Origin of the sequence: Natrinema salinisoli (assembly GCF_020405205.1) — an archaeon.
GTDB lineage: Archaea > Halobacteriota > Halobacteria > Halobacteriales > Natrialbaceae > Natrinema > Natrinema salinisoli.
The window spans coordinates 3,029,908-3,053,189 of record NZ_CP084469.1; the positions used below are offsets into that span (position 1 = coordinate 3,029,908).

Here is a 23,282-nt window from a genome sequence, read left to right on the forward strand (position 1 = left end):
GATCGAAACCGCGAGGGAAGCGAACCGGAGTGCGAGGACTCGAGCGGCGACGCGAAGCCTCAGCCGTCGTAGCCGTGACCGACGTAGAGGGCGAGGACGTTGGCCGCCAGCAAGGTGACGAACGTCACCATCACGGTCGTATCGCCGAGCCCCTGTGCGAGGAGGGGAATGTACATGAAGGGCAAGGCGATAGCGGCCCAGAACGAGAGGAACTGGACGGGTCCTTTAAGCGAGCGGACGAACCGGTCGTAGTACTCGCGGTGGGGCGTTGCCTCATGGTTCGACGGGGCGATCGATTCGTTCGACAGGGGGGAGGGGTTGGACATCGAAGCGGGTCACCTCTGCTCGAGTAGGACATTCACCCAACCCATCATATAACAGGCCGAATATTGGCGCCGTTTCGGTCCGTTTTACCCCAGTAGTGGAAGATGAATGACGTTTTTAAACCGACGGATAGTCCTTTAGACGTTTTATAATCTATTTTCGATGCCTAACTCGGAACTGATATCGGGTCTGCCGGAAACGACTCGTCTATCCCGCTCGGCAACGTGCCGACGGCGACGAGCGGAATCCCCTTGTACCGGGGGCGGTATGACTCTCTCATGAGCGAGCGAACGGCGACTGTCACGCGCGAGACTGCCGAGACGACGATCGAGTGCACGCTCGAGATCGACGGCAGCGGCACGGCGACGGTCGACACCGGAATCGGCTTCTTCGACCACATGTTAACGTCGTTCGCCAAGCACGGTCTGTTCGACCTCGCGGTGGAGTGCGACGGCGACCTCGAGATCGACGACCACCACACGGTCGAGGACGTGGCGATCGTCCTCGGTGAGGCACTCGACGAGGCGCTGGGCGACCGGGCGGGGATCGTCCGCTACGCCGACCGACGAGTCCCTCTGGACGAGGCCGTCGCGGGCGCGGTCGTCGACGTGAGCGGCCGGCCGCGGTTCTACTTCGACGGCACGTTCTCGCAAGCAGAGATCGGCGACTTTACCAGCGACATGGCGAGGCACTTCGGCGAATCGCTCGCGATGAACGCCGGACTGACGCTCCACGTCGAGGTCGGGGGCGAGAACGCCCACCACGAGGTCGAGGCGCTGTTCAAGGCGCTGGCGCGGACCCTCGACGACGCGACGCGCATCGACGAGCGGCGGGAGGGGACGCCGAGTACGAAGGGGACGCTGTAGCCGTCGGTAGGGACACCCTTCCTCACCCCGTGTAACGGGAGCCGGACAGCGACGGACCGCGACCCGCTACGGGCGGCGAAGACGACCGTTCTCTTCGACGAATTCGCCGTCCTCGATCGCGTGATCGACGACCGCTTCGACCTCGTGACTCTCGAGGTCGTAGGCTCCGGCGGCGAGCTCTTCGACGGCGCTTCGGTTCATCGGGAACTCGCGGTTGCGGAGGAGGCGGACGACCTTGTTGTACGCCGCCGGGGGCCGGCTCTGCGAGCCCGTCGACGGTTCGGTCGCCGACTCCGTCGGCGCGTCGTTCGGCTCCGGCCGGTCGGTCGCATCGGCCAAATCCGTGTTATCGGACGCTGCGTCCGTGTCAGCCGTCGCTCCCGATTCGGCTCCGCCGTCGTCCGCTCGCTCGTCGCGCTCGAAGGTGATCCCGTCCTCGAGAACGGATTCGGTGGCCGATCCGGGTCCGGAGTCGGAAGCGGCCCCGTCTTCGGCGTCGGATCCGTCAGTCGGGTCCGAGACGCTCGCGTTCGGGCTGGCCGTCCGCGATCGGTTCTCCGTCGACTCGTCGGCGGTGGCGACGACGGACCCGGAACCGTCCGTTTCCCGGGTCGCAGTCGCCTCGTCCGTCCCGTTCTCGGGTCCCGTCCCGTCGGCACCGGCACGGGCGAGTAGCGGCTCGATAAGCGTCTCGAGGCGGTCCTTGCAGTCGGGACAACAGACGACGCGGCGCTGTTCGGCCTCCGTCGGCTCGAGTTCGGGTGGGACGATCTCGAACGCGCCGACGGCGTCGGCGTCACAGAAGTCACAGTTCCGGAGTTCGCGCATAGTGTCGGCTATCACGGAGGGAGTAAAAAACCACCCGTCAGACGGTCGTTCGGGCCGTCGAACCGCCCCCTCCTCACGGGAGGAGCCCAACTCGGGCGACGACGATCACTGGGGATTATACTGCGGCGTCCGTACAGCCGATATCGAATGTTCGACGAGATCATGGAGAAGTTCGAGGGATCGCCGAGTCAGCAGGCTGTTATTCGCCTGCTACTCGAGCGGGGCTTCTCGGTCAACGACGACGGGCGGGTCGTATCGGGCGGGATCGAGATTCCGAACACGGGAATCGCCCGCGAGATCGGCGTCGACAGGCGGGTCGTCGACTCGACGACCGGCGTCATCCTCGAGGACCCCGAGCTGCGCCGGATCTTCCAGAACATCTCGCAGGTACCGAGCCTGATGGATCTGGCACCGGTCCTCGACCTCACGGTGCTCTCCATCGAGGTCGGCGACGCCGAGCAGAAGGGAATCGTCGCGCAGGTCACGGGCACGCTGGCCGATTACGGCATCTCGATCCGACAGACGATCAGCGAGGATCCAGAGTTCACCGACGAACCCCGGCTCTACCTGATCACCGACGAGGAGCTCCCGGGTGACGTAATTACCGCGATCCGCGACCTCGAGTTCGTCCGGAAGATCGAAATCCAGTGAGCGCGGTCCCGGCGGCTCACTCCTCGCGTTCGACGCCGGCGGTATCCGCGAAGCTATCGAGGACCGACGCGAGCGCGCTCGTGAGTTCCTCGAACCGCTCCATCGACATCTCGTCGGTTGTCACCCAGACGCCGTGTGGTCCGCGAATGACCCGCGACAGGTAGCCGTTCTCGAACATCCGGATCGTCGCCTGATACTCGCCGAGTTGCGTGTTCCGGTAGGCCGACTGCGAGCGAAAGCCCAGCCGCTCGTGTTCGGCGAACCCGATCAGATCGGCGGTCTGCTCCAGATCCGATCGGAGATACAACTGCTCGACGTCGTCCTCGGTGAAGTACGTGATACTGCGCAGTTCGTCGCCGACCGTCGTCCGACAGACGCTGTGTAGCTCGCTCTCGAGTTCGGAGTCGATAGTCTCGCCGTTCATGTGTGCACACAGCGCATGGAGAGACAATAGCGTAGGGGTCCGGGCGAAACGTTCGGGAATCGAACTCGTTTCTCGCGCCGACTGGACCGACGGCCTCTTTTCGCCGGCCGAGGTAGCTCAGCCATGGTCAGCCTCGAGCGGCGACACCGAGACCGACGGCGAGACGCGGCGGGTGAGCGGCCGTGAGCGGGGCGTATCGCACCGTTGTGGAGCCGGCCACCGCCGAGTTCGTCGTCCAGGGGTCGGAGTTCATCGGCCACGTCCGGCCCGCTGAATCGGTCGACGCGGCCGAAGACTTCGTCGACGCGGTCCGCGAGGAGTACGCCGATGCAACGCACAACGTCCCCGCCTACCGAGTGCGAGCAGGCGACGAGGAGAGCGACGGCCGCTTTCTCCGCGAGTACTCGAGCGACGACGGCGAACCCTCCGGTTCGGCCGGGAAACCGGCGTTGAACGTCCTCGCGCAGCAAGACCTCGAGAACTGTGCGGTCGTCGTCACCCGGTACTACGGCGGGACGAACCTGGGCGTCGGCGGTCTCGTCCGCGCCTACTCCCGGGCGGTGAAAGACGCCGTCGAGAACGCGGGTATCGTGGAGGAACGGCCCCACGAGCAACTGGGGATCACCGTCGAATACGACGACTCGGGGACCGTCCGCTCGATCCTCGAGAGCGAGGGGTACGCGTTCGAGGCCGACTACGAGGCCGCGGTCAGCTTCGACGTCCGCGTCCCGATCGCGGAGGGCGCGGCGTTACGGGATCGGATCCGGAGCGCGACGAGCGGTCGGGCCGACCTCGAGTGACCGTGCAGGCGCGAACGGTCGCAAAAAACTGACGGGTCAGATCCGCTATCGGGAGCCGACGTTCTCGAGACGACGTTCGATCGCCGCGAGGACGGCCTCGGGGTCCTCGAGCTCGTCGCGGTCGAACCGCCAGTCGAAGAAGCCCCGGTCGACGACGAGTTCGTCGTTTCGAAGGCGGACGTGGGAGACCGATTCCCACGAGGCGAACCGCTGCATGTACGGACGCGTCGCGACGATCCCAGTTCCGTAAACGCGAACCTCGGGAGGGGTGTCGGACTCACCGGGGAGCCACTGTTCGACTCGACCGCGGGCGGGGCCGGAAGCCGCAACGGAGGTGGCGAAACCGGCCCAGGTGACAGCAGTCAACGGCTCACCGGAGACGCCGTGAATGATGGCCAAGCTCCCCCACGCGAAAACGAGAAGACGATCGTGTTTTACGGAGCTAGACGGCTCCCACTGCCACGCCTCGAGAGGTTCGTCGCAGGTGATCGCATCCACGTAGCGGTTCTCCGCACATCTCGCGACGATCAGTCCCGAGATGGCGACGCCGAACGTCGACCCGAGGGCGACGAGCCCGAATCGCGATTCGACGGCGCCAGCCACCGAGACGAGTGCCGCGAGGAAGAGCAGCACCATCGAGACGGCGATCGTCACCCGACGCGGCCACGTCCGACCGAGCCAGACGGGCAATCCGGGGAGACGACTCGTGAGAACGACACCGACCGCAGCCCCTGCCAGGAAAGCCGCGAACGCGGTTCCGACGAGGGCGATCGTCGACGGTACGTTCGGTTCGACGACCGTCGTCGCGGTCCCCGCGACGATGAATCCCGTATAGACGGCGAACACGACCTGAAATACCGTGTCCGGGTGTCCGGATTCGGTGGTAGCAGTCGAGTTTCCACTCTGCCCCATGACTGCAAAATCAATGTCCGACTGTTGCTAAAATAGTATCTATGACGAGTGCTCTAATCGTGTCCCAGGTTCGAAACAACCAGCGGACAGCCGTCGCCCTTCGCCGATCCCTTCTCGAGTCCCAACGTTAAGGATGAGTTATATAATCGACCGAATGTGAGATCGAGTATGAACAGGATCGAAGCGAGCGACTACCACGACATCGCCAGGGTTACCGAGCCCCGACTCTCGCCGGACGACGAGCGCGTCGCGTTCGTCGAGCGTCGTCCCGAAGACGAGGAGTCGTACGCGGCGACGATTCACGTCGTTCCGATCGGCGGGGGCGAACCGACGCAGTTCACCGTTAGCGACGGCGTCGATAGCCAGCCCCGGTGGAGTCCCGACGGCGAGTACCTCGCGTTCGCCAGCACCCGCGGAGAGAGCGACGATCGCGAGCAGGTCTGGATCCTGCCGACGGAGGGCGGTGAGGCTCAGCGAGTCACGTCGGTCGTCGGCGGCGTCGCGGACCTCGAGTGGAGTCCGGACGGGTCCCGACTGTGCTTCAGCCAGCGGGTCACCGCGGCCGACCGAGAGAGCGGCCGCGACCGGTCGGTCGATCCCGAGTACGAGCCTGACGAGCCGGATCCGCGCGTGATCGACCGCATGATCTACCGCGCGGACACGGCGTACCTCGACGGCCGACGCAGTCACGTCTACGTCCTCGACGTCGAGACGGCGCTCTCGAATAGCCCGGAGCGCGACGGCGACGCGGTCACGCGACTCGCCGGCGACGGCGGGCCGGCCGATGGGGATCGCGACTATATCGCTCCCGCCTGGGGCGATTCGGAGACCGTCTACTACGCCGCCAAGACCGGCGACGAGCCCGACGATTCGCTGGAATACGAGCTGTACGAACACGACCTCGAGTCGGGCGCGGTCGACGCCTTCACCACCACGACCGGCTGGCTCGAGTCGATCGACGCCACCGAGGACGGGAGGGTCGCGTTCGAGTACACGCCGGAAGAGCGGGCTTCGATGCGTCAGACGGAGATTCGCGTCCACGACCGCGAGAGCGGGACGGAAACCACCCCGACGGAGCCCCTAGATCGTACCGTCGGCCACCGGTGTGAATTCCAGTGGGGGCCCGACGGCGACTCGCTCTACTTCAGCACGCCGGACGAGGGCTCGCGCGTCGTCTGGTCGGTTCCCGGAGACGCGAGCGAGGAGCCGACGGCGGTCTACGGCGACGGTGTCACCGTCGAGTCGTTCGACGTCGGCGGGAACGCGATCGCCTACGTCCAGAGCGAGTGGGACCATCCGGGCGACGTCTTCGTGACGACGCGTGGCGGCAACGAGACGGCTCGGCTGACGCGAGTCAACGACGAGTATCTCGCGGACCGGGCCGTCTGCCAGCCGGAAGAGATCCGGTTCGAGACCGACGAGGACGGGAGCGGTGGCGATGCTGACCAGCTACAGGGGTGGCTACTCACCCCGCCCGACTTCGAACCCGACGAGACCTACCCGCTCGTCGTCGAGATTTACGGCGGTCCACACGCCCACTGGACGACGGCAGGCACGATGTGGCACGAGTTCCAGACGCTCGCGGCGCGGGGCTACGTCGTCTTCTGGTGCAATCCGCGGGGATCGACGGGCTACGGCGAGGACCGGGCGACGGCCATCGAACGCGACTGGGGAGCGGTCACGCTGACCGACGTCCTCGCCGGCGTCGACGCGGTCTGCGAGCGCGATTTCGTCGACGCCGACGAGGCGTTCGTCACCGGCGGCAGCTTCGGCGGGTTCATGACCGCCTGGACGGTCGGCCACACCGACCGCTTCCGCGCGGCCGTCTCCCAGCGGGGCGTCTACGACCTTACCGGCTTCTACGGCTCGACGGACGCCTTCAAACTCGTCGAGGGCGACTTCGGGACGACGCCCTGGGAGGAGCCCGACTTCCTCTGGGAGCAGTCGCCCGTCGCCGCCGTCCCCGAGGTCGACACGCCCACCCTCGTGTTGCACTCGGACCGCGACTACCGAACGTCGGCGAACACGGCCGAGCTGTTCTACCTCGGGCTGAAGAAACACCGCATCGACACCCGACTCGTCCGCTATCCCCGCGAGGGTCACGAGCTCTCCCGCTCCGGCGAGCCGGCACACGTCGTCGACCGCCTCGAGCGCCTCGCCCGCTGGTTCGACGGCTACTCGGACCACCACGAGGCACCACCGGCGCTCGAACGCGACCCCGACGCAGACCTCTCCACCGGGTCGGACGAATCGAGCGAGAAAGAGGCGGCTGACGACGACACGCACACGACGGCGTGACGCGAGCGGGCGCTCGAACGTCCGCTTCGTCTGGACACGGCCGAGACGAATTCCGCAGACGGGGACCGGGTTCGACCGGAAACGAGGGGGTTGCAGGGAACACCTATACGTGCGACACTCTCCTATCCAGTATGGACAGAAACGTCGGTGGAGTCGATCGTATCGGTCGTCTCGTCCTCGCGGCGACGCTACTGCTCGTCGGCTACCGGAACCGAAATCGGACGCTCGGCGCGCTGGCATTCATCGCCGGAAGCGACATCCTCGCAACCGCGATCATCCAGCGGTGTCCGGTCAACGCCGTGCTGGGGATCGACACCTGTAGAACGGATCAGTAGTAGTGTGCAAGCGTCACGGCCAGCAGAGTCCGCTCGAGAACGCTCGAGCGCTTATTCCTCCGGTTCGTACGGCGCGACGTCGTCGACCGACGGAGCGCCGATGGCGACGACCGAAACCGGTTCGTCGGCGTCTTCGGGATTGTACGCGCGGTGGGGTGACTCGGGCTGGGCCGCGAACATCGAGCCCTCGGAGACGACGAGTTCACCCTCCGGCGTCTCGACGTGAAGCGTTCCCGAGAGGACGAGGAACGCCTCCTCCTGCGTATCGTGGACGTGGTAGGCCAGCGGTAACTGCTCGCCCGGCTCCGCGTCGAACCGATTGATCGCGACGTTGTCCATCCCGGCCGCCTCGCTCAGCCGGCGGAGGTCACAGGGTCGGTCATCGACTCGCTCGAGGTCGTCCGGATCGACGACGCTGTAATCCATGGGAACTCGATACGAGTCGATCCGCAAAAGTCCGTCGGCACTCGTCGAAACGTGACAGGCTCGAGAAGCGTCCGCTCAGGTCGTCCGGAAGGCCCGGTCACCGGCGTCCCCGAGGCCGGGAACGATGAAGCCGTCGTCGTCGAGCCGGTCGTCGATCGACACCGTCAGCAGGTCCGCCTCGTCGAACTCCTCGTTGACGCGGAGCAGTCCCTCCGGTGCCGACACCGCGGAGAGGACGATCAGGTTCTCCGGCTGGGTCGCGTTCTCGACGACGTGCTCTAAGACGGTGCACATGGTACTCCCCGTCGCGAGCATCGGATCGGCGATGATGACCGTGTCCTCCTCGTGGATCTCGGGGAGTTTCACGTAGTCGACCGAGATGGGGAAGGATCCGTCCTCGGCACGACCCGCTTCCTCGTCGCGACTCGCGCTGATGACGCCCTGTCGCGCCCGCGGGAAGGCCTTCAGCAGTCCCTCGACGAACGGCGTCGCGGCGCGCAGGACGTTGATGATAACGACGTCGTCGAGTCCGCGGACGCGTTCGCCCATCGTCTGCTCGAGGGGCGTCTCGATCTCGACGTACTCGGTCTCCATCCGGCCGTCGATGATCTCGTAGCCGCAGATGCGGCCGAGTTTGACCAGTCCCTTGCGGAAGCTGACCTGCTCGGTCTCGACGTCGCGCAGCCGCGAGAGCGTGTCCTTCGCCAGTGCGTGCGTGATGAGATAGGCGTTGTCCCGGTCTTCGATCGGCATACCAGTACAGCCACCCGCCGGGTAGTTCACAGTATCGATCACTCGCGGGGCGCGGCGTCACCGGCGGGCTCGAGCCACGCCACCCTCGCGAACCCGCTATTGCGATCGATCAGCCGACTGGGACAGGCGAGCGTCGGCAGAGAGGTTTATATTCGTTCACCCGTTATCACCGGCTCAACCGAATGGAAGAGAGCATCTCGGGGTTCAAAGTTCGCGGTGACTGGGGCGACATCGTCGAACACGGCGAGCGTATCACGCGCGCGCTTCGAGACGTTGACGTACACGATCCTGACCAGGAATACGGCGCACAGTTCGCGAGCGCCTTCGAGGAGTGGGACGAGTGGCGCCCCAAGGCCCACGAAACGCTCGATTCCGACGTCAGCGAAAAGACCGCGGATCAGGCCAGCGTCGAAGAAGGCAAGGGCGAGAAGGCCGGCAAGGAGCCCGACGAGGACATCAAAACAGCCGGCGAGAAACTTTCCGAGTCCTACGAGCGACTCGAGGACGACGACGCCGAGGGCGCGGTCGGCAACTGGAAGGAGTCGATCGATTACGTCGCGCGGGCGGCCGACTCCGCGAGCCGCAAGGCGCTGCGCCGCGTCGAGGACACGGTCTACCAGAACGTGATGACCCAGCTCGCGCCCTACTACTTCGACAACGAACTCGTCAGCGCCAACGTCCAGCAGGCCGCGCGCAACGGCGGGAACGGCGAGCAGTTCGTCTTCGAGGTCAACGTCAACGACGACGACCTCAAGGAGGCGGTCTCCGACCGCCTCGCCGAGTACGAAGACGAAATCGACCGCTGGCACGTCGAGGTCGAGAAGGACACCGACGCCGCCGAGGCCATCGAGGGCGCGGAAGCGCCGCCGGAAAACGGCGACAACTCCAGATCCACGACGAACTGAAGCGGCCGGGTTGCCGTCCCCTCACCCCCACAATAATCCGCCCGATATCAATTGAATTTTATTCGCCCCGAGCGGTCGTTCTCTACATGGGACGCGATCTGCGGGGTATCGCGGAGTGGCTGCTCGAGCCGAGCGTCGATGAGGCACCCCTTGGCGTGGGAATACTGGGGTGGCTCGTCCTTTTCAACGGGATCCGAATCGTTGTTCGAGGCAGTAGCGGGGAGACCTCTCTCGGGATATGGCCATCAGTCGTCTTCGGTGGGTGTCTGGTCGCTCTCGCAGTGTCGATCGTTACCGGCCGACCGATCGGCCTCGGTGGCGGGGTTCTCGCCTGGAGCGTCCACATTACAGCGGGGTTTTTCGGGGTTCTCGAGTCAGGTACCGTCGAAGACGATGTCGATTTACTACTGGGTATCGTGGCCGCCACGACACTCTGGGCGACCGGAGTGTGGATCCTGTACGGAAACATGGATTTCTTTCTCGAGCACACCGCACCCGAGTCCAAAGACTGACGAGACGCAAATCGAACAGCGGCGAGTCACCCGTGATACACCGGCTCACAACCGTCCCTGGCGACCGCAGGTCGGCACACACTTGTAGGGGCCGCCAATATGAACCGGATAGATGGTCGAAATCGCCACGCTCGGGACCTTCGCCGTGGCCGCACTCGCGAGTCTCTTCATGGCCTGGGCGATCGGTGCCGGCTCGAGCGGTTCCACCCCGTTCGCCCCGGCGGTCGGCGCGAACGCGATTTCCGTCATGCGAGCGGGCTTTCTCGTCGGGCTACTGGGCTTCAGCGGCGCGGTTCTGCAGGGTGCAAACGTCTCCGAAGCGGTGGGGACCGAACTGATCGCCGGCGACGTCACGCTATCGTCGCTGGCCGCCACGATCGCCCTGCTCATCGCGGCCGGGCTGGTGGCGATCGGGATCTTCACCGGGTATCCGATAGCCACGGCGTTTACCGTCACCGGGGCGGTCATCGGCGTCGGCCTCGCCATGGGCGGCGCGCCCGCGTGGGCGAAGTACACCGAAATCGCCACCCTGTGGGTGCTGACGCCGTTCGTCGGCGGCGGTATCGCGTACGCGGTCGCCCGGGCGCTCCGGGCCGACGGGGTCTCCGAGGAGTATCTCGTCATCGTCCTCGCGGCGCTCGTCGGCGCGATCGTCGCCAACATCGAGTTCGCGATCCTCGGCTCCGGTGCCGGCGGCGCGTCGATCGCACAGGCCTCGAGCGGCTGGCTTCCCGGGCCGGCGATCGCCGGCACCGCTGCCGCGACGCTCGTGATCGCGATCCTCTGGGCGGGTGCGCTCGCGTTCGACCTCCGAAGCGGAACGGAACAGGGAGAACGCCACTTCCTGCTCGTCCTCGGCGGACTCGTCGCCTTCTCCGCCGGCGGCAGTCAGGTCGGACTGGCGATCGGACCGCTGATCCCGCTCTCGGGCGAGCTCGAGCTCCCGCTGCTCGCGATGCTCGTGGGCGGCGGATTCGGGCTCCTGCTCGGATCCTGGACCGGCGCGCCGCGGATGATCAAGGCGATCTCGCAGGACTACTCCTCGCTGGGGCCGCGACGGTCGATCGCCGCGCTCATCCCCTCGTTTATCATCGCACAGGCCGCGGTCTTCTACGGCATTCCGGTCTCGTTCAACGAGATCATCGTCAGCGCGATCATCGGGAGCGGCTACGCCGCGGCCGGTGCCGGCGGCGGCGTCAGTCCCCGGAAAATGGGCTTTACCGTGCTCGCGTGGATCGGGTCGCTGGCCGGCGCGATTATCGTCTCCTACGCCGGCTACGCCGCCATCGCCGCACTCTTGCTCTGAGCCGCGCGACATCGAACGGTCTTTACACGAGAGGTCGTGAGTGCGACGTATGGACGAGGACGCCGTCGACGTCACCGCCGACGGAGACGCGGACGAGACGATCCAGTGGCGGCGAGACGCCAGTACCTCACGCACCGTGCGGCTCCTGTGGGCGTTCGGCGTCGGCACCTTCTTCGCCGCGATCGGCACCGTCGTCTGCTGGCGACTGTACAGGCTCGCCGGCGAGGCCGCGGGCAGCGCCGGCCGGACCGTCGTCGTCGCCCTAATCGTCTCGCTCTCCGCGACCGTTCTCGCGCTGGCCGCCTCCCGTCACACCGAAGGCCACCTCGAGGCGCTGACCCGCCGGCTCCCCGTCGACGTCCCCTCGGGGGCGAGTCTGGACCGCGCGATGGACGCCGCCGTCGGTGCAGTGGTCATGGGCGCGATCATCGGCACGCTGATGGGAATCGGTCGATACGTTTCACAGAACGAACTGCTGGCCGTCGGTGCCGGCCCCTTCACCGGGCTGGCAGCACTGAGTATTCCGCTCGCCTTGCTCGCGCTCGTCCTCGCCTCGTTTCTCCAGTCGGTCGGGACGTTCGACCGCGACGGGCGGACGATCTACCTCTACGAACCCGAACAAGCGATCGACCTCGCGGTGATCGACGCCGTCTCGGTCCGATACGTCGGGGACACCGCCGTCCTCCGACTCAAATACGCACAGCCGGACGGACAGTACGTACAGGGACCGCGCCGGATCGTCGTTCCGCCCGCTGTCGCACACGATATCGCCGCCCTCGTCGACTCGGACCCCTGAGGATCATTCGTCGTTCTCGTCGATCTCCATCGGTGGGGCCTCTCCTTCGGCCTCCCCGTCCGGTTCTTCGTCCGGCATCTCGAGTTTTTTGAGGCGGGCCTTCATGATACGGGTGTTTTCGACGGTTTCGACGGTGATTCTGACGCCGTCGTAGGTGATTTCCTCGCCCTCCTCGACGAGCCGACCGGCGCGGTTGAAGATGAAGCCGGCGATGGTCTCGAACTCCTGCCCCTCCGGGAGGTCGATATCCAGCGCCTCGTTGACGTCCTCGATGTTGACCTCGCCGCGGACGAGGACCGTATCGTCGTCGATCTCCTCGATGGGCTGATCCTCGCCGCCTTCCAGGATTTCGCCGACGATCTCCTCGATCATGTCCTCCATCGTCACCAGCCCCTCCGTCGTCCCGAACTCGTCGATGACGAGCGCCATGTGCATCCGGTTTTCGCGCATCTCCCCGAGCAACTCGTCGACGTTCTTGGATTCGGGGACGTGCAGCGTCGGCTGGATGAGATCCGCGATCTCGAGTTCGTCGTTGACCGGCTCGCCGTAGTTGAGATCGCGGACGAGATCGCGGATGTGAACGACGCCCTGGACGTTGTCGAGGCTCCCCTCGTAGACCGGAACGCGAGCGTGACCGCTCTGGATGCAGGTTTCGATGGCCTCGTCGATGTCGGCGTCCTTCGGGACGGCCGTCATGTCCAGCCGTGGCGTCATGACCTCCTTGACGATCGTGTTGTTGAAGCGGAATATCCGCTGAAGCATCTCGTGTTCCTCCTCCTCGAGCACCCCTTCGCGCTCGCCGGACTCGATCATCTCCTGGATCTCGTCGCGCGTGACGTAGGGGGTTTCGATCGCGCCCGTCGAGCCGGTCAGCCGGTTGATCTGGCGAGTGAGGTAGTCGAAGAGAACCACGAGCGGGAGCATCAGCTTCTCGGCGATCTTCAGTGGTCCGGCGACCCGGATCGACCAGGATTCGGTGTTCTCGACGGCGTAGGACTTGGGCGCGCTCTCTCCGAACAGTAACACGATCGCGGTGATCCCGAGCGTCGCTGCCGTCACGGCCGCCAGACCACCGAGATACAGCCCGAGGATGGCCGTCGCGATCGAGGACATCGCGATGTTGACGATATTGTTCCCGACGAGGATCGTCACGAGCAACCGGTGTGGATCCGACTTCAGCGCTTTCACGCGCTCCGCGCCGGGGATCCCGTCTTCCGCCATCCCCTCGACGCGGTGTTTCGGAATGGAAAACAGCGCGATCTCCGACGACGAAAAGAACGCAGAGAGACCGACGAGTGCGACGAGGGCGACCGCTCCGAGGATCGTCACCATCGATTTCTCGATTTCGAGTCCTACCACTGGGACCTCGTAAACAGCCAACACGACCGCAGGGGGCGGAGACAACGCCATTGATATACAGCCTTATGGCTGGATCGGTTAACAGTTTCCCATTTTAGACCGGAAACGGTCATCGCCGCCGCCGACGACACGTTTACCCGACTGTTTCCCCTACAGTTGATCATGAGTGAGACCACCGATCCACCGATCACGTTCTACCGGCTCCAGGGCTGTCCGTTCTGTGAGCGGGTCACCCGACTGTTGAAGGAGTACGATCTCGAGTACCGGTCGCGATTCGTCGAGCCGATGCACTCCGAACGAAACGTCGTCAAACGCGTCGCCGGCGTCCGAACGGTTCCCGTCGTCGTCGACGACAACACCGGCGTCACGATGGCGGAAAGCGCCAACATCGTCGACTACCTCGAGTCGACCTACGGCGAGGGCGACCGTCCCGACGCGGCCGCGGCGGGTGCCGGGGGTGACGACTGATGGACTTCGAGGTCGTCGAACTCGGCCCGACGGATCATCCCGAGCCCGGCGAGGAGGCCCCCGAGTTCACCCGCCCGCTCGTCACCGACGAGTTCTGGGAGGACCGGACGCTGTCGGAACTCGTCGGCGAGAGCGACGGGACGACCGTCCTCGTGTTCACGCCGATGACCGGCTCCTTCCTCGCGAAGTACATCTGGGACGAGTTGACGGAGCGAAACTGGGACGAGCGCGCGGGCCGAGTCGTCGGCGTCACCGCCTCGACGCCCTACGGCATCAAGCGCTTCCTCGGCGACAACGACTATCCGTTCGCGTTCTTCGCCGACCCGAGCAACCGGGTCGCCGAGTCCTACGGGATCGAGCACGAACTCGACGGCATGACCGGCATCAGCGAACCCCGCGCCGCCTTCTTCGCGCTCGACGACGCCGGCACGATCGAGGGCGCGTGGGTCGCCACCAACTGGCCCCACTTCCCCGACTACGACGAACTCGAGACGGAACTCGGCCTCGAGTAACGAGTCGAGCAACCCCGAACGATACATTTTTGGCCGATATGGGCCGAGTTCGAATCGAATGAGCGATCTCGACCGCGCAGCCGACGCGATCGACTCGGGGGAGCTCGTCGTCTACCCCACAGAAACCGTCTACGGCCTCGCCGCGGCCGCGCTCGATCCCGGTGCCGTCGAACGCGTCTTCGAGGTGAAGGGACGCGACCGCTCGAAGCCGGTCTCGTTCGCCGTGCCGTCGGTCCCGGCGGCGCTCGAGTACGTCCGTGCCACCGACCGAGAACGGCGGTTCATGGCGACGTTTCTCCCCGGACCCGTGACGGTCCTCTGTCGTCGCCGGGACGCCGTCCCGGACGTGCTCACGGCGGGTCGTGACCGCGTCGGCGTCCGTGTGCCGGACAACGATCTCGCGCTCGCACTCTGTGAGCGGGCCGGAACGCCGATCACCGCGACGAGCGCGAACGTCAGCGGCCGGGCCAGCGCGCGAACGCTTGCGGATCTCGATCCCGAGATTCGCGAGGCAGCTGCGGTCGTCCTCGAGGACGTCGACGATCAGGACTCGTCGGCCCGTCAGACGGAGTCCGACGAGGGCGAAACAGACGGTACCGAGAGCACCGTCGTCGACGTCTCGAGCGAGACGATCCACCGCCGCGGGGCGCAAGCCGACGAGATCGAGGCCTGGCTCGAAGGTTCGTGACGTCGCGACAGCCCTGAGTAAAACAGAATCACGCCGAACCGACCCTCATCTGCGGTGGCGCGCGCTGTGCTGCGGTGAGTCAGTGACGAACCGCGGCACGAAGCCGTGCGAGGGATGAGCGAGCGGTGCGAGGCGCGAACGTAGTGAGCGGCTCGAAAAGCGAACGGTGACCGAAGGGAACCGTGAGCAGAGCGAGCGTTAGCGCGGAACCGAAGGTTCCGCGAACCATACGAACGGACGTTTCGCGTCCGTGAGTAGAAATCGGTTGGGGAGGGCGTGGCGATTCCCTGTTGCCACGGTAGCAGGACACTTCATCTCTCACATTCCCAGTAGAACCCACTGCTCCATTCACACCTCATCGAAGGCCCCAACTCGAGCAGAGGGGCCGAACTGCGGGCAGTCACTATCCGAACCCCAACAACGACCGCAGCGTTCGCGTTTTGACCCCGCACTCCGCGGCGAACTCGCAGGACTCGCACTTCGAGCGATTGGTCGTCCGCGCCGGCGGCCCGTCTAATTCGCGAACCGAACGAAGCGCGCTCCGATACTGCGCTTTCCGTCGCGTCGTCACGTCGACCGACCGGATGACACCGCACGCCGGGTACTCGAGCCAGACTCGATCGACCGACTCCTCGTGCTCCCAGGCCAGCGCCTTCGCTGCCGCGACCGCGTAAACCGACTGGGGCTTCCAGACGCCGTTTTCGGGTGGTTCGCCGGTCGAAACCAGTGCCGGCTCGAGCGGGTCGGTAAGCACCTTGTGAACGATCCCGCGACAGTGGCGACCGGTCGCAAGGACGTCGCGTTCACGCGGATTACGGAGGCGCTCCCAGTGGCCCGCGTCCGTGAGTCGGTCCCGAGTCGCCGCCAGCTGGTCGCGGTACCGGACGGACGGAACAGCGATCGGTTCGGATTCGAGCGCACTCGGCGGGGCCGCGAGCAGTTCGTCGTAGCGGGTCGCAAGCGAACGGATCGATTCGATCTCGGGCGGCGGTTCGCGATCCTCGTCGGGGAGCCGCCGCTGATAGTAACACTTCCGTGGGCAGTACGCGGCAGTTCGGAGATCGCTGAACGAGACGTGCGTTCGGGTCACGGGCCGTCTGGCCGCGGCTTGGTACATAAACCCTCGCCGGACCGCTACGGGATCCAAATCGACACATCGAGCACGAACCTGGACACCGGGAACGGCCTTCCGTCGCGAATCGTCAGGAGATAGCTGACGGACGCCACGACGCACAGGGTGAGTCCGCCGACGACACCGGCGATCGTGAGCGCGAGCGCGCCGTCTGCGACGACGGATCCCATCGCGACGTAACAGCCGACCGCCAGTGCGCCACCGAACAGGACCGCCTCGAAGAGCGCGGAGAGGAGTCGAAATCCACGGTACATTCCTCTATACGACACTCCCGTCGAGAATTTTCAATCTATCGAACAATACCGGATCGGCCGCCGAAACCGGAGTACTGCGGTTACGTCGCCTTAGAAGTCGACTTCGGTCTCCATACCCTCCGTCGCGTCCTCGAGGCCGTCCTCGCGGAGATCGGACGTCATGCGCTCGGAGAGATCGGCGTCCGCGAGGATGCTGTCGAACTCGTCGCGGTAGCGGTCGTTGGCCGCTCGAGACTGGTCCTCCGCCGCGGCGACGCGGCGGTAGCGGCGGATCTGGGCCTCGCTGACGTCGTACTCCGCGGCCAGCGTCGCGTCGTCTTCCTCGCGGTCACGGATCGCTGCGAGGTCGACCTCGTCGGCGTCGGTCTCGCCGACGAGATGGAGCGCCATTCGGGCCTCGAAGACCGCATCGGAATCGCCCTCCAGCTCGTCGGCGATCTCCTCGTCGCTCCGATCGTCGTAGAAGCCTCTGGCGACCGTGAGCAACTCCTCGTCCGAGAGGGGCGTCTCGAACTCGTATCGCTCGCGCATCTGCTGGACGACGCTCTCGAGCCGGTCCGCGTCCGAGCGCTCGTCCCGCTCGATCGAGCCGCGGGTGTTCTCCTGCGATTCGGTGACCGTTTCCTCGCCGTCGGTGACGTCGGTGAAGATATCCCGGAGTTCTTCGGTTTTCTCGTTCATGGGTGCACACTCCAGACGGGAGTCTATTTAAGCCTGTTGCCAGATTACGTTGGGCAGCTGAATCGAACACGGACAACTATTATAAACTCGGGACGGGATGATAATTTTCGCAAGACAGCGGAGGGGTGTGCTACCGAGCAGTGTGGCAAGAATTAAGTTACAGCCACCCCCCTGATTGGACATGAACGGTTTAGCACAGTCGGACGTGGCGAGGGAGACGTACTGGGGGATCACCAGCGTCGAGTACGCGGTGTTCTACCTCCTCGCGTTTATCGCCCTCGCCGTCCTCGTCTACGGCGTCTACCAGCGGTTCGCCCGCTACGCCAAAGGGGACGACGATTCCTTCGCCCGTCTCGACGACCTTCCGGACCGCATCGTTAGCAGCGCCAAGATCGTGCTCTCGAACGAGAAACAGTTCAACAGGGACCTCTACGGCGGCCTCATGCACTCGTTTATTCTCTGGGGATTCCTGACGCTCTTCATCGCGACGTCCATTCTGATGGTCGACGAGTACGCCGCCCAGAAACTTCTCGGCTTCTCCTTCTGGGAGGGTGACTTCTACCTCGCCTACCAGTTCATGGTCGACGCGATGGGCCTGCTCTTCGTCGTCGGCATCGGGATGGCGATGTACCGCCGCTACTGGGTCCGCAATCACCGCCTCTGGGGCCGCCACACCTCCAACGAAGACGACGTTTTCATCTGGACGCTGTTCGCGCTCGGCGTCGGCGGCTTCCTGCTCGAGGGGCTGCGCGTCTACAGCGCCGGCATTCCGGACCACGAAATCGTCAGTTTCGTCGCCTACGGCATGGCGCTGGGCTTCGACGCGATGGGGCTCTCGACGCTGGGTCCCGAACAGGCCGGGTTCAACACCGCCGGTCTGAACGTCGAGAACCTCCACTGGCTCGCGTGGTGGTCCCACTCGCTGATCGCGTTCTTCTTCATCGCGTGGATCCCCTACGCCAAGCCGTTCCACATGATCTCCTCCTTCGCGAACGTCGTCACGCGCGACGAAAAGGCGGGCCAGCGCCTGCCCAACGTCCCCTCCGATCTGGACGCGACCAACGCCGAGTCCATCGACGACTTCACCTGGAAGGAGATCCTCGACCAGGACGCCTGTACCAAGTGCGGCCGCTGTTCCTCCGTCTGTCCCGCCAAGGCCTCCGACCGGCCGCTCGATCCACGTGACGTCATCCTCGACCTCAAGTCCTACCGCGAGGACCTCGACGCCGGCGGCGAGGAGCAGCCCATCGTCGCCGACGGCGGCACGAGCGTCATCAATTCGGAGACGATGGAGTCCTGCATGGCCTGTATGGCCTGCATGGACGCCTGCCCCGTCGAGATCGAGCACCTCAAGAGCTTCACCCGACTCAATCGCCAGCTGACCGACCAGGGAGACGTCGACTCGAGCATGCAGGACGTCTTCCAGAACGTCATGCAGAACGGCAACACCTTCGGCGACTCGCCGCGAAACCGCGGCGACTGGGCCGACGAACTCGAGTTCGACGTCACCGACGCCCGGGAGGAGGAAGTCGACTACCTCTGGTACGTCGGCGACTTCCCGAGCTACGACGAGCGAAACAAGCAGGTCGCCCGCTCGCTGGCGACCATCCTCAAGGAGGCCGACGTCAGCTTCGGCATCCTCTTCGACGACGAGAAGTTCGACGGCAACGACATCCGCCGCGTCGGCGAGGAACTGCTCTACGTCGAACTGGCCGGCCACCACGTCGAAACGTGGGAGGACTGCGAGTTCGACAAAATCGTCTGTACCGATCCCCACTCCTACAACACCTTCAAGAACGAGTATCCGGAGGTCAACTTCGACGAGTTCGCCGACGACCCGATGATGCCCTTCGAGTACGAGGAGCAGTGGAACGAGGACGGCGAGATCGACGTGCTCCACTGGACGCAGGCCGTCGAGGAACTCGTGACCGACGGTGCCCTCGACCTGAACGGCACTGAACTCGACTACACGGTCACCTACCACGACCCGTGTCACCTCGGCCGGTACAACGACGAGTACGAGGCACCCCGCGAACTCATCAAAGCGACGGGCTGCGAACTCGACGAGATGCCCCGCAACCGCAGCAACTCCTTCTGCTGTGGCGGCGGCGGTGGCGGCCTCTGGATGGACTTCGAGGAAGAGCCCAAACCCAGCGAGGAACGGATTCGGGAGGCGCTCGAGGACACCGACGCCGGCAGCGGCGTCGAGAAGTTCGTCGTCGCCTGTCCGATGTGCATGACGATGTACGAGGACGGCCGCAAGACCGGCGGCTACGAGGACGAGATCGAGATCGTCGACGTCGCCGAACTCATCGTCGAAGCGATCGGGAAGGTAGACGAAGCGCAGGTCGAAGTCGCGGCGGACTGATCGACTCGCGGTCGGCTCGATTTCGGTGATGCGTGCGTTTCGATCGCGTTCTTCGACAGCCTGACGCGCTGGTTGCGGAGCCGTGTATTCACTGTGCGGTTAGGATTCCAGATCGTCACGAAATACTTCAATCATCTCGTCTTTCGACTCGTAGTCATCTCGAATTATTCGCTCGAGTACTACCGATTTGGGGACGGTCCGTCCGGTCTCAAGACGAATCTCCGCCTGAAGCTCCTCGAGGAGCTCGTTCGTTGTCTCCGTGATCTCGACCGACGGAAATATATATCACTCTTCTAACTTCTTTCGTAAAACTATTTTCGTCGAGTTTCGCGCCGAACGGTCAGAAACCGCCGGGAGACGAACGGCCCGAGCGGATATCCCTAGTCGGAACGGCCAACCGAAGCCGACGCGTCAGCAGTGGTATCGATCCGCTTTACGTCGCGAACGAACTCGAGGAAGTTCTCGAAGACCAGCTTCGCCTCGCAGGCCGCTTGGTAGTTCTCGTCCGTGATCTCGTCGAGCACGGACTCGCGGCGCTCGTCGGAGAGCTCCTTCCGATGAACGAGGTCGCGAGCGGTTTCGATATCGTATTCGGGATGGAACTGGACGCCGAACACGCGGTCGCTGCGGAAGCCGTGGTTCGAGTAGTCGTTTTCGGCGAGGGGTTCGGCTTCGGGCGGGAGTTCGGTGACCGCGTCGGAGTGGCTGGTGAAGGCGGTGAAGGTCTCGTCGATGCCGTCGAACAGCCGGGACTCGCCGGTGTGCTCGATCTCGCTGTAGCCGACCTCGTAGACGTCCATGTCCGCCACGGTGCCGCCGAGGACGTCGGCCAGCAGCTGGTGGCCCCAACAGACGCCGAGGAACGGCATTCCGCGATCGATCGCCTCGTCGACCCACTCCGCCACCGGCTGCATCCAGTCGTCGTTCCAGTAGACCGACGCACGCGAGCCGGTAACGACGGCGCCGTCGTAGTCGAAGTCGTCGGGAACCGTGCCGTCGGTGGCGTCGAACTCCGCCAGCGAGGCGTCGAGTTCGCGCCGGAAGTTCCGCGTCGTGTTCTCGTCCCGATGGGCCGCGTTCAGGACGGCAATACGGGGTTCACTCATTACACCATAGTGGCGACTCGAGAAGAATAGACCTTCCGCCCCGCGCCGACATTGCCGAAACCGACGACGGTAGGTTCGGAGGGCCGACCTCGAGTAGAGCGGCTGACGGGCATCGAACCGCCCGGTCTGACCGTTACCGGTGGTGGTAGTTCCCGTCCTCATCTCGGTAGAATCGCTCGCCGGTGTCGAACCACCCGTCGAGGAACTGGCCGCGGTCGCTACTTCCGTCGTATTCGGCGCTCTCCATTTCAGCCGGTTCGTACCAGCTTTCGTCCCCTGTCCCGGTCCCGTGCAGGTAGCCGTCGGCGACCACCGGTCCCGAGAGCTGGAGTCGACCGTCTCCCTCGCCCTCGAGAGCCGCTCCTTCGTCGTCGACTAACCGGGCGCGACAGTCCGGTACCGGCCGACCGACCCCCGCACCGTCGACGTCGATTTCGGGCGGCGTACCGGAAATTTCGAACCGCTGGCTCAGCGCGGTCGGACACTCGAGACGGCCGTAGACCCGCGCGACCGGGACGCCGTGATCGCGGTAGGCCGCGACTACGTCGTCGTCGACCGGGACCTGGCAGATCGCCCGCTCGAGGGAGTCGGCGGCGGTCCCGAACCCGGATTCGGCCGCGATATCGCGAAGGGCCCGCTCCCGACCCGGGAGCAGCGTTGCCCCTTCCCGATCGATCGCGGTCGCGGCGTCTCCGGGATCGAACGCCCGGTCGAGGAGCAGCGTGCCGCCGACGTACAACACGGAGAGGGCGACGCGAACGAGACCGTCCGCGGCCGACAGCGGTGTGACCAGCGGGACGGTATCGTTCGCCGCGAGCCCCCACGCGACCACGCTCGCGATGCAGTTTCGCTCGACGATGTCGGCAGCGTAGCCGGCGACGGGCCGACCGGCGTCTCCGTGGAGGGCGAGCAGTGGCCGGCCGTTCGCCGCCGCCTCGTCGAATTCGACGGCACCGCGATCCGCGTCGGTCAGCTCCTCGAGCGTCACCGACCGATCGAACGGAATCGATCGGACCAGATCACGTTGGGCAGCCTCGGAGACGACGATATCGGGGTCAAGGACCTCGAAGGGGCGCTCGACGGACGCCGGCGTCAACAGGTGCGAGATCGGGGCGAACGTCGCACCGAGCCGCCGACAGGCGAAGAACAGTGCGAGCGCAGCGACTCGGTTTCGCGTGACGAGACAGACGGTGTTTCCGGGGCCGAGATCCAGCGTGGAAAGCCGCTCGGCCGTCCGCGTCGCGATGGTCGACAGTTCGCCGTAGGAGACCCGGTCCTCGTGGATCGTCTCCGCCGGCGCGTACAGTCGCCGCTCGGAGATGTCGATGACCGCCGTCCGATCCGGGAACTGCTCGGCCCGTCGCGCCAGCGAGAGTGTCACGGCGAGGACTCCCACGCTCGAGCACGTAGTAGGCGGGGAGTCAGGCGCAAGCACGAGAGGGAATCAACGATCGTGCTCACCGATCCGCCGGACTGAGACGAATTAATTGCCGGCTTGGCGCGCTGTGCCGCGATGAGCCGTGCGAGGCCGAACGAAGTGACGGCCTAGAGAAGCGAACGGGGAGCAAAGCGACCCGTGAGCTATCGGCGAATCGCGGCTCGAAACCGCGAGGGATGAGTGAGTGAGCGAAGCGAGCGAACGAATCGGTTGGGGAGGACGTGGTCCTCCCCGGTGCCGCGGTTCGTCGATAGCGTTCGGGACCGGACATCGCACGACTCTCACCCCTTGCGGGAACAGCGTTACTCGTCGTCCGTGCGTTGCTCCTCGAGAAACCCGAGCAACCGATCGTTGACCGTCCGCGAGCGCTCGATAAACGCGAGGTGCCCCGCGCCCTCGAGTTCGACAAACTCCCCTCGTGGAAGCCCCCGTGCGAGATCCCGGCCGGCAGCAGGGGATACCAGTTCGTCCGCAGCCCCGTGAATCACCTGCGTCGGTTGCGTTACTTCGACTAGCCACTCGGTCGCGTCGAACCCCTCGAGCGCCGCCGTCTGTGCATCCCAGCCCTCGCGGTCGGCATCGCCGTCCGCCCGCCACTCGACGATTCCGTCGCGAACGTCGGGTTGAGCCCCGAGGAAGTCCGCGGAGAGCCCCGCCGAGAGCGAGTCGCGAAGCGCGTCCGGGTCGTTCGGGGGTTCGAACAACGGCTCGATGTCGAACGCCGACCCTCGAGCGGCGGTTCCGAACAGCGTCAGCGTCTCGACGCGACTCGAGGTCCGGGCCGCCTCGAGCGCGAGCGCACCTCCGAGGCCACAGCCCACGAGGTGGGCCTTACGAAGCTCGCAGTCCGCGAGGACCGCCTCGAGGTCTTCGACGAGGGTCTCGAGGCCGTAGGGGCCGTCGGGTCGGTCGGAGCGGCCCGTCCCCCGGAGATCCCAGACGACGACCTCGTGGGGGCCGGCGAGTGCGGCGTGTTGCCAGCCCCATAGCCAGCCGCCGAGGCCGGCCTCCGGGACGAAGACGACCGGCTCGCCCTGGCCTGCGCGGTCGTAGTACAGCGAGACCGATCCGTTCGAAGCAGTTGGCATACGTGAACAGAGAAGACGGACGCCGAAAGAAGGGGACGGTTTCGACTCGACC

26 protein-coding genes are annotated in these 23,282 nt (G+C 65.3%); 13 read left to right on the forward strand and 13 right to left on the reverse strand.

From position 1 onward, the window contains the following. Nucleotides 1-59: 59 nt before the first annotated feature. Nucleotides 60-326: a DUF8028 family protein gene (locus tag LDB05_RS14915; RefSeq protein ID WP_226004782.1), complete on the reverse strand. Its 267-nt coding sequence runs from the start codon at nt 324-326 to the stop codon at nt 60-62. Between the two features lie 276 nt (nt 327-602). On the opposite strand from LDB05_RS14915, the gene hisB reads away from it, so the two are divergent. After that, on the forward strand, nt 603-1,190 hold the full coding sequence (gene hisB, locus LDB05_RS14920) for an imidazoleglycerol-phosphate dehydratase HisB (protein WP_226004783.1): 588 nt from the start codon (nt 603-605) through the stop codon (nt 1,188-1,190). Nucleotides 1,191-1,256: 66 nt separating this feature from the next. On the opposite strand, the gene LDB05_RS14925 is transcribed toward hisB, so the two are convergent. Then, nucleotides 1,257-2,018, reverse strand: coding sequence for a prolipoprotein diacylglyceryl transferase (locus LDB05_RS14925; RefSeq protein ID WP_226004784.1), 762 nt, complete (start codon nt 2,016-2,018; stop codon nt 1,257-1,259). Between the two features lie 147 nt (nt 2,019-2,165). Between LDB05_RS14925 and trpY the strand changes: the two genes are divergently transcribed. Next, nucleotides 2,166-2,669, forward strand: coding sequence for a TrpY family transcription regulator (trpY, locus tag LDB05_RS14930; protein ID WP_226004785.1), 504 nt, complete (start codon nt 2,166-2,168; stop codon nt 2,667-2,669). Between the two features lie 16 nt (nt 2,670-2,685). Here trpY and LDB05_RS14935 read toward each other — a convergent pair whose 3' ends face one another. After that, entirely contained in the window at nt 2,686-3,093 is a 408-nt protein-coding gene (locus LDB05_RS14935) for a DUF7522 family protein (protein WP_226004786.1), read from the reverse strand. 182 nt (nt 3,094-3,275) lie between these two features. Between LDB05_RS14935 and LDB05_RS14940 the strand changes: the two genes are divergently transcribed. Next, on the forward strand, nt 3,276-3,893 hold the full coding sequence (locus LDB05_RS14940; protein ID WP_226004787.1) for an IMPACT family protein: 618 nt from the start codon (nt 3,276-3,278) through the stop codon (nt 3,891-3,893). Between the two features lie 45 nt (nt 3,894-3,938). On the opposite strand, the gene LDB05_RS14945 is transcribed toward LDB05_RS14940, so the two are convergent. Next, nucleotides 3,939-4,805, reverse strand: coding sequence for a hypothetical protein (locus tag LDB05_RS14945; RefSeq protein WP_226004788.1), 867 nt, complete (start codon nt 4,803-4,805; stop codon nt 3,939-3,941). A 168-nt stretch (nt 4,806-4,973) separates the two neighbouring features. Here LDB05_RS14945 and LDB05_RS14950 point away from each other — a divergent pair, with 168 nt between their 5' ends. Both LDB05_RS14950 and LDB05_RS14955 read left to right on the forward strand, forming a co-directional pair. After that, nucleotides 4,974-7,103, forward strand: a complete 2,130-nt coding sequence (locus LDB05_RS14950; protein ID WP_226004789.1) for a S9 family peptidase — start codon at nt 4,974-4,976, stop codon at nt 7,101-7,103. Nucleotides 7,104-7,234: 131 nt separating this feature from the next. Beyond that, on the forward strand, nt 7,235-7,438 hold the full coding sequence (locus LDB05_RS14955) for a YgaP family membrane protein (protein ID WP_226004790.1): 204 nt from the start codon (nt 7,235-7,237) through the stop codon (nt 7,436-7,438). A gap of 51 nt (nt 7,439-7,489) precedes the next feature. Here LDB05_RS14955 and LDB05_RS14960 read toward each other — a convergent pair whose 3' ends face one another. Together LDB05_RS14960 and upp are read right to left on the reverse strand one after the other, a co-directional pair. Further along, on the reverse strand, nt 7,490-7,864 hold the full coding sequence (locus LDB05_RS14960) for a cupin domain-containing protein (protein WP_226004791.1): 375 nt from the start codon (nt 7,862-7,864) through the stop codon (nt 7,490-7,492). Between the two features lie 75 nt (nt 7,865-7,939). Next, nucleotides 7,940-8,617, reverse strand: a complete 678-nt coding sequence (gene upp, locus LDB05_RS14965) for a uracil phosphoribosyltransferase (RefSeq protein WP_226004792.1) — start codon at nt 8,615-8,617, stop codon at nt 7,940-7,942. Nucleotides 8,618-8,799: 182 nt separating this feature from the next. Between upp and LDB05_RS14970 the strand changes: the two genes are divergently transcribed. The 4 genes from LDB05_RS14970 to LDB05_RS14985 all read left to right on the forward strand — a co-directional run bounded on the left by LDB05_RS14970 (nt 8,800) and on the right by LDB05_RS14985 (nt 12,136). Continuing rightward, the gene (locus tag LDB05_RS14970) at nt 8,800-9,522 is read left to right on the forward strand and encodes a DUF5828 family protein (protein WP_226004793.1); all 723 of its coding nucleotides are present in this window, start codon (nt 8,800-8,802) and stop codon (nt 9,520-9,522) included. A gap of 86 nt (nt 9,523-9,608) precedes the next feature. Beyond that, nucleotides 9,609-10,034 carry a hypothetical protein gene (locus LDB05_RS14975; RefSeq protein ID WP_226004794.1) on the forward strand — a complete coding sequence of 142 codons (426 nt, stop codon included), beginning with the start codon at nt 9,609-9,611 and terminating at the stop codon, nt 10,032-10,034. 112 nt (nt 10,035-10,146) lie between these two features. Further along, entirely contained in the window at nt 10,147-11,340 is a 1,194-nt protein-coding gene (locus tag LDB05_RS14980) for an inorganic phosphate transporter (RefSeq protein ID WP_226004795.1), read from the forward strand. Between the two features lie 49 nt (nt 11,341-11,389). Further along, the gene (locus LDB05_RS14985; RefSeq protein ID WP_226004796.1) at nt 11,390-12,136 is read left to right on the forward strand and encodes a hypothetical protein; all 747 of its coding nucleotides are present in this window, start codon (nt 11,390-11,392) and stop codon (nt 12,134-12,136) included. A gap of 3 nt (nt 12,137-12,139) precedes the next feature. On the opposite strand, the gene LDB05_RS14990 is transcribed toward LDB05_RS14985, so the two are convergent. Further along, nucleotides 12,140-13,546: a hemolysin family protein gene (locus tag LDB05_RS14990; protein WP_226004797.1), complete on the reverse strand. Its 1,407-nt coding sequence runs from the start codon at nt 13,544-13,546 to the stop codon at nt 12,140-12,142. 111 nt (nt 13,547-13,657) lie between these two features. Between LDB05_RS14990 and LDB05_RS14995 the strand changes: the two genes are divergently transcribed. From LDB05_RS14995 to LDB05_RS15005, 3 genes are read left to right on the forward strand one after another with little or no spacing between them, the layout of a single operon-like run. Continuing rightward, on the forward strand, nt 13,658-13,963 hold the full coding sequence (locus LDB05_RS14995) for a glutaredoxin family protein (RefSeq protein ID WP_226004798.1): 306 nt from the start codon (nt 13,658-13,660) through the stop codon (nt 13,961-13,963). After that, on the forward strand, nt 13,960-14,475 hold the full coding sequence (locus LDB05_RS15000; protein ID WP_226007919.1) for a redoxin domain-containing protein: 516 nt from the start codon (nt 13,960-13,962) through the stop codon (nt 14,473-14,475). Before LDB05_RS14995 ends, LDB05_RS15000 begins: the two co-directional genes overlap by 4 nt. A 58-nt stretch (nt 14,476-14,533) precedes the next feature. Beyond that, complete coding sequence (locus LDB05_RS15005; protein WP_226004799.1) at nt 14,534-15,163, forward strand: L-threonylcarbamoyladenylate synthase; 630 nt, start codon at nt 14,534-14,536, stop codon at nt 15,161-15,163. Between the two features lie 403 nt (nt 15,164-15,566). Here the strand turns inward: LDB05_RS15005 and LDB05_RS15010 are convergent, their stop codons facing one another. The 3 genes from LDB05_RS15010 to LDB05_RS15020 form a co-directional block, all read right to left on the reverse strand. Continuing rightward, on the reverse strand, nt 15,567-16,253 hold the full coding sequence (locus tag LDB05_RS15010; RefSeq protein ID WP_226004800.1) for a CRISPR-associated protein Cas4: 687 nt from the start codon (nt 16,251-16,253) through the stop codon (nt 15,567-15,569). Nucleotides 16,254-16,297: 44 nt separating this feature from the next. Continuing rightward, on the reverse strand, nt 16,298-16,549 hold the full coding sequence (locus tag LDB05_RS15015) for a hypothetical protein (protein WP_226004801.1): 252 nt from the start codon (nt 16,547-16,549) through the stop codon (nt 16,298-16,300). A gap of 90 nt (nt 16,550-16,639) precedes the next feature. Then, nucleotides 16,640-17,230 (reverse strand): conditioned medium-induced protein 4, encoded by a 591-nt coding sequence (locus tag LDB05_RS15020; protein ID WP_226004802.1) that lies wholly within the window; start codon nt 17,228-17,230, stop codon nt 16,640-16,642. A 181-nt stretch (nt 17,231-17,411) separates the two neighbouring features. Between LDB05_RS15020 and LDB05_RS15025 the strand changes: the two genes are divergently transcribed. Continuing rightward, nucleotides 17,412-19,598, forward strand: coding sequence for a (Fe-S)-binding protein (locus LDB05_RS15025; RefSeq protein ID WP_226004803.1), 2,187 nt, complete (start codon nt 17,412-17,414; stop codon nt 19,596-19,598). 380 nt (nt 19,599-19,978) lie between these two features. On the opposite strand, the gene LDB05_RS15030 is transcribed toward LDB05_RS15025, so the two are convergent. From LDB05_RS15030 to LDB05_RS15040, 3 genes are all read right to left on the reverse strand, one after another. Further along, entirely contained in the window at nt 19,979-20,704 is a 726-nt protein-coding gene (locus tag LDB05_RS15030; RefSeq protein ID WP_226004804.1) for a type 1 glutamine amidotransferase, read from the reverse strand. 133 nt (nt 20,705-20,837) lie between these two features. Beyond that, complete coding sequence (locus LDB05_RS15035; RefSeq protein ID WP_226004805.1) at nt 20,838-22,100, reverse strand: AMP-binding protein; 1,263 nt, start codon at nt 22,098-22,100, stop codon at nt 20,838-20,840. 344 nt (nt 22,101-22,444) lie between these two features. Beyond that, nucleotides 22,445-23,230 carry an alpha/beta fold hydrolase gene (locus LDB05_RS15040; RefSeq protein ID WP_226004806.1) on the reverse strand — a complete coding sequence of 262 codons (786 nt, stop codon included), beginning with the start codon at nt 23,228-23,230 and terminating at the stop codon, nt 22,445-22,447. Nucleotides 23,231-23,282 lie beyond the last annotated feature (52 nt).

What these genes read in the sequence shown, in the direction of transcription:
- LDB05_RS14915 (WP_226004782.1), bottom strand. Translation starts at nt 326, where the DNA reads ATGTCCAACCCCTCCCCCCTGTCGAACGAATCGATCGCCCCGTCGAAC.
- LDB05_RS15040 (WP_226004806.1), bottom strand. Translation starts at nt 23,230, where the DNA reads ATGCCAACTGCTTCGAACGGATCGGTCTCGCTGTACTACGACCGCGCA.
- LDB05_RS15030 (WP_226004804.1), bottom strand. Translation starts at nt 20,704, where the DNA reads ATGAGTGAACCCCGTATTGCCGTCCTGAACGCGGCCCATCGGGACGAG.
- LDB05_RS14985 (WP_226004796.1), top strand. Translation starts at nt 11,390, where the DNA reads ATGGACGAGGACGCCGTCGACGTCACCGCCGACGGAGACGCGGACGAG.
- trpY (WP_226004785.1), top strand. Translation starts at nt 2,166, where the DNA reads ATGTTCGACGAGATCATGGAGAAGTTCGAGGGATCGCCGAGTCAGCAG.
- hisB (WP_226004783.1), top strand. Translation starts at nt 603, where the DNA reads ATGAGCGAGCGAACGGCGACTGTCACGCGCGAGACTGCCGAGACGACG.
- LDB05_RS15020 (WP_226004802.1), bottom strand. Translation starts at nt 17,230, where the DNA reads ATGAACGAGAAAACCGAAGAACTCCGGGATATCTTCACCGACGTCACC.
- LDB05_RS14980 (WP_226004795.1), top strand. Translation starts at nt 10,147, where the DNA reads ATGGTCGAAATCGCCACGCTCGGGACCTTCGCCGTGGCCGCACTCGCG.
- LDB05_RS14935 (WP_226004786.1), bottom strand. Translation starts at nt 3,093, where the DNA reads ATGAACGGCGAGACTATCGACTCCGAACTCGAGAGCGAGCTACACAGC.
- LDB05_RS14995 (WP_226004798.1), top strand. Translation starts at nt 13,658, where the DNA reads ATGAGTGAGACCACCGATCCACCGATCACGTTCTACCGGCTCCAGGGC.
- upp (WP_226004792.1), bottom strand. Translation starts at nt 8,617, where the DNA reads ATGCCGATCGAAGACCGGGACAACGCCTATCTCATCACGCACGCACTG.
- LDB05_RS14960 (WP_226004791.1), bottom strand. Translation starts at nt 7,864, where the DNA reads ATGGATTACAGCGTCGTCGATCCGGACGACCTCGAGCGAGTCGATGAC.
- LDB05_RS15015 (WP_226004801.1), bottom strand. Translation starts at nt 16,549, where the DNA reads ATGTACCGTGGATTTCGACTCCTCTCCGCGCTCTTCGAGGCGGTCCTG.
- LDB05_RS14950 (WP_226004789.1), top strand. Translation starts at nt 4,974, where the DNA reads ATGAACAGGATCGAAGCGAGCGACTACCACGACATCGCCAGGGTTACC.
- LDB05_RS15025 (WP_226004803.1), top strand. Translation starts at nt 17,412, where the DNA reads ATGAACGGTTTAGCACAGTCGGACGTGGCGAGGGAGACGTACTGGGGG.
- LDB05_RS14925 (WP_226004784.1), bottom strand. Translation starts at nt 2,018, where the DNA reads ATGCGCGAACTCCGGAACTGTGACTTCTGTGACGCCGACGCCGTCGGC.
- LDB05_RS14990 (WP_226004797.1), bottom strand. Translation starts at nt 13,546, where the DNA reads ATGGCGTTGTCTCCGCCCCCTGCGGTCGTGTTGGCTGTTTACGAGGTC.
- LDB05_RS15005 (WP_226004799.1), top strand. Translation starts at nt 14,534, where the DNA reads ATGAGCGATCTCGACCGCGCAGCCGACGCGATCGACTCGGGGGAGCTC.
- LDB05_RS14955 (WP_226004790.1), top strand. Translation starts at nt 7,235, where the DNA reads ATGGACAGAAACGTCGGTGGAGTCGATCGTATCGGTCGTCTCGTCCTC.
- LDB05_RS14975 (WP_226004794.1), top strand. Translation starts at nt 9,609, where the DNA reads ATGGGACGCGATCTGCGGGGTATCGCGGAGTGGCTGCTCGAGCCGAGC.
- LDB05_RS14970 (WP_226004793.1), top strand. Translation starts at nt 8,800, where the DNA reads ATGGAAGAGAGCATCTCGGGGTTCAAAGTTCGCGGTGACTGGGGCGAC.
- LDB05_RS14945 (WP_226004788.1), bottom strand. Translation starts at nt 4,805, where the DNA reads ATGGGGCAGAGTGGAAACTCGACTGCTACCACCGAATCCGGACACCCG.